Origin of the sequence: Methyloglobulus sp. (genome assembly GCF_046714055.1) — a bacterium.
In the GTDB taxonomy this organism is placed as follows: Bacteria; Pseudomonadota; Gammaproteobacteria; order Methylococcales; family Methylomonadaceae; genus Methyloglobulus.
Map to the genome: position 1 here is coordinate 1 of NZ_JBKKBJ010000206.1, position 3998 is coordinate 3998.

The 3998-nt window shown below is 52.8% G+C and carries 3 protein-coding genes and 1 pseudogene; 3 read left to right on the forward strand and 1 reads right to left on the reverse strand.

The window, feature by feature from the left end; all coding sequences use genetic code 11:
- Positions 1–129 precede the first annotated feature (129 nt).
- The 3 genes and pseudogenes from ACLQ6D_RS12435 to ACLQ6D_RS12445 all read left to right on the forward strand — a co-directional run bounded on the left by ACLQ6D_RS12435 (position 130) and on the right by ACLQ6D_RS12445 (position 3538).
- Positions 130–927: an NAD(P)-dependent oxidoreductase gene (locus ACLQ6D_RS12435; RefSeq protein ID WP_411727611.1), complete on the forward strand. Its 798-nt coding sequence runs from the start codon at positions 130–132 to the stop codon at positions 925–927.
- Positions 928–1196: 269 nt separating this feature from the next.
- A pseudogene (locus ACLQ6D_RS12440) lies at positions 1197–1973 on the forward strand (glycine dehydrogenase (aminomethyl-transferring)); the annotation flags it as partial.
- 410 nt (positions 1974–2383) lie between these two features.
- The gene (locus ACLQ6D_RS12445) at positions 2384–3538 is read left to right on the forward strand and encodes a hypothetical protein (RefSeq protein WP_411727612.1); all 1155 of its coding nucleotides are present in this window, start codon (positions 2384–2386) and stop codon (positions 3536–3538) included.
- A gap of 41 nt (positions 3539–3579) precedes the next feature.
- On the opposite strand, the gene ACLQ6D_RS12450 is transcribed toward ACLQ6D_RS12445, so the two are convergent.
- Positions 3580–3998 (reverse strand): transposase (locus tag ACLQ6D_RS12450; protein ID WP_411727613.1); only part of this gene is annotated, 419 nt, incomplete at its 5' end.

Sequence of the window (3998 nt, forward strand, 5' to 3'; positions counted from 1 at the left end):
AAAATGTCATCCCTAATGGCACTTTTTCAAATCCGGAAAACTCTCGAACAACTTCATCCGAAAAAAATCATAGATAAATCTGACCGCCTAAAAGGCGGTGGTTTTAACCTTACTACGGACTAATAAACAATGAAAACAGGCATGATAGGGTTAGGGGCGATGGGACTGGGCATGGCAAGACGAGTTGCCAGTGCAGGCTATTTGACTGCCGTTTATAACCGTACCGCAAGCAAAGCCCAAGACTTGGCAGAAGAGCTTAAAGTAACCGCCTGCCTTCAACCCGAAGACCTCGCCGCACTGGTGGATTTGGTGCTGATCTGCGTTTCTGCCGACGAAGACGTGTTGGAGATGATAACGGCGATCAGCAAAAGCATCAAACCTGGCTCCATTGTGGTGGATATGTCCACGGTCAGCAGTGACACGGCTAAAAAAGCCGCAACCATGCTAGCGGAAAAACAGGTTGCTTTTCTGGATGCGCCAGTATCTGGCGGGGTTGAGGGGGCCAAAAACGGCAGCTTGTCCATGATGGTAGGCGGCGATGCCGATGTTCTGGAACAAGCCAGGCCTGTGCTGGCGAGCATGACCACCCGCATCACCCACATGGGCGCTACCGGATCAGGTCAGGCGACCAAGGCCGTCAACCAGATCATAGTTGCCGGCATCAACCAGGCTGTCACCGAAGCCTTAGCTTTTGCCCAGGCACACAGCTTACCGATGGATAAGGTCATTGATGTCATATCGGCTGGCGCGGCGGGTAACTGGTTTCTTCAACACAGAGGGCTGACCATGACCAACGGCACGTTCACTCCCGGCTTTAAAGTGGCGCTGCACCATAAAGACTTGAAAATCTGCCAAGCTATGGCGGATCAAGTTAAAGTACCCATTCCGCTCAGTGTGGGACAACAACCAAATCGGTGCGCTGAATAGGGTGGATTGCCTGGCGAATCCACCGTACAATTGATCTGTCGTACGGACGTAGTGAGTGCCAGCATAGTAGGGCGGATTAGACGCGCAAACCCTCCAACCTTAATAGATGTAAAGATTTTCCGCGCGTCGTAATCCGCCATTTCGACGGACACCGCAGTTGGCGGATTATACCCTCTGGGGCACAAGCGCCGCGCCCAGAGGACAATCAAAACGGATAGACCGACTGTTTGTGCGGCTAATCCTCCCTACGTTTTATCCGTCTTACGGCCTTGCATAAAACCTTCTGCATACCTCATGGCGGGGGAGGCCCCGGCGTTGGCCCGATTGGCGTAGGGGCGCATTTGGCCCCGTTCCTGCCGGATCACCCTGTGGTAAAAGGCATCAACCCGGCTAAAGGTAAACACGAAACTATTGGCACGGTATCCGCAGCGCCCTGGGGTTCTGCCAGCATCTACAGCATATCCTGGGCTTATATTGCGATGATGGGCGCAGCCGGATTAAAACAGGCAACGCTGACCGCAATACTGAACGCCAACTATATTGCCAAACGCTTGGCCCCTCATTACCCTATCTTATACACTGGAAAGAACGGCTGGGTCGCCCATGAATGTATTATTGATTGCCGTGAATTCAAAAAGGCCTGCAACATCACCGTGGATGACATCGCCAAGCGTCTGATCGATTTTAGCTTCCATGCGCCTACGGTATCATTTCCCGTCGCCGACACCCTGATGATCGAACCAACCGAAAGTGAGGATAAAGCCGAAATTGACCGATTTTGCGCTGCGTTAATCGCTATCCGCCAGGAAATCAAGGCCATAGAAAACGGCAGTGCCGATGCCGAAAACAACGTGCTGCACAATGCGCCGCATACCCACCGGCTATTGCTGGAAGAATGGACATTGCCGTATTCCAGGCAACAAGCCTTTTTCCCTGACAACGGTCAGCATGACGATAAATACTGGCCGCCGGTTGGGCGTATCGATAATGTCTATGGTGACCGGCATGTGGTTTGCACTTGTCCACCATTGTCGGATTATGGGTAAACCAATATCAATAGTATTAAGGCAAGCCTAATATTAAGGGCTCTAAAGTAAGATGTGTCGACCGGGAGGAAAACCCTGGCGGTGAAAACCGTTGGTTCCAACCGCCGGATGCGAAAACCTGTCCTGTGATGTGGGAGAGGTGATGGTATTGCCCCGATTCAATCGAGTTGCTTTGCAGTGACTTGTTTCTCAACAACTGATCGAGCAAGGTCAATATCTCTGACGGAAGGGCGATCTCCGATGTTATCCGGAAACTGGTTATTATGAGGATTTGCGTGTAATCCCGTTTAGAAAAACTAGCCTTGAAAGTGTTGAGAGCTATTCTTGTCAAATGCGTTTGAAGAGCGTATAATATAGCCAGACCTAGATAATAACTTGTTAGGCGTTTTCGGAGCGCACCCTGAGAATCTGTGAATCCAATACTTGATAACGCCGCAGGCAGTGTCATCGCAGCAGCCGTAGTTGCGTTGACCACCTATCTATCCAGTAGTAGGCTCAGGTCTTACATCCGCCGCAAGCTCCGCGGTATTCATCTTCCCGACAGCAAGGACACAATTCGCCAGATAATCCGTTTCCTCGAAGACGACCAAGACGATTCCGGGCGTTTTATGGGGCAGTTCGGTCATAGCGCGTCTGTAGCCGAGGAGTCGAAGTTTCAAACCGGCAGCGAACGTCTCGACACCAAACCACGCCTCTACCTCACAGGATGGCCTGTCTTCATCTTCTCCAAGCACCATCTCGAAAAGTCCGCCGTGAAGGCGATGATTCAAGCCGCGAGGACTGGCGTCCTCGCGCTCATTGACTACAACTGGGTTCGAGTTGGCGTCGGCGCGACCCAATTCACCAACCCACTCAAACCAAATAGCGAAATCAGTTATAGGCACACCATTAGAGCCGCCCAAATTTTGCAGACGATTGACGGCGATGCCCCGGTAACACGCGCTGTCCTTGGACGGATGCTCGACCCGCACGCCGACATTCAAGCTGGGAGCGGAGGCTGGCGCCAGTGCAACGACCAGCACCGCGCGGAGGATTTATGGGCTTCAGCATACGCCGTCGGACTTCTTACCGCCACCCTTGCCGACGCGAGCCGGCTCGCGCTGGCTGACGGTCTCGTGGTTCAGGTTCGCGACTCACTCAATCGAACACTCGATTGGCTGACACAACAATGGGAGAAGGACAATTGGCGTTATGGCGAAGCCTCCACCGAAGAAAATGCCCCCATTCTGTTTCACGAGTGCGCCGCTGCCTTCAATCAGTTCCGGCCGGAGTTTTCACAGGTCATTATTCGCACCTTCGATTCTTGGCTCGACCCCGTTGGGCATCCGACGGCACCTTATTTGACAGCGGTCGAGAACGACTTTTCCGCCGCAATACGTCTATGTTACGCATACTTCCTCACGCGCAACCTATCCACTGCAATTAACTCTAGCTTTGACATCCTATCGAGTTGGCTGCGGCAACAGCCTTTCACCGCCTGTAATTCGGCGGATGCCTCTATGCTACTTGATATGCTTCTGACAGGAGAGCAATCACCGAAACTTCCCGATGCGAAAGATCTGTAGATACTCTGTTCAAAGTCAACCAATAAAACGTTGATTTTTGACTACCCGTCGCATGTCGGAATCGCATAAAAACGGGTGTTGTCGAAAGGCTTGTCGTGTTTCAACATCCCGTGGATGGCGTGGAGCAGTTTGCGCATGACCGCGCAGACCGCCTGTAACGGTTTCTTGCCGTTAGCCACGAGGTGTTGGAAATGGGCATTGACGTAGGGGTCATGCCGCTTGGCACTTAGGGCGGGCATGTACAGGGCCGAACGGATATGGCGGTTGCCGGCTTTCGACAGCCGCGTTTTCTTGTGGACGCTCTTGCCGGAGTCGAAGGCCTTGGGATCGAGCCCTGCAAACATCACCCATTCCCGATGCGACAGGCCGGGCGGCAGCGACAGCAGAGCTGTAGGGCGGATTAGACGCGCAACCAAAAGGTCTTTCCGTTTTGACTGGACTATGGGCGCGTCGTAATCCG

Excerpts from the sequence above, each read along its gene's own strand:
- ACLQ6D_RS12435 (WP_411727611.1), top strand. The coding sequence starts at position 130 with ATGAAAACAGGCATGATAGGGTTAGGGGCGATGGGACTGGGCATGGCA.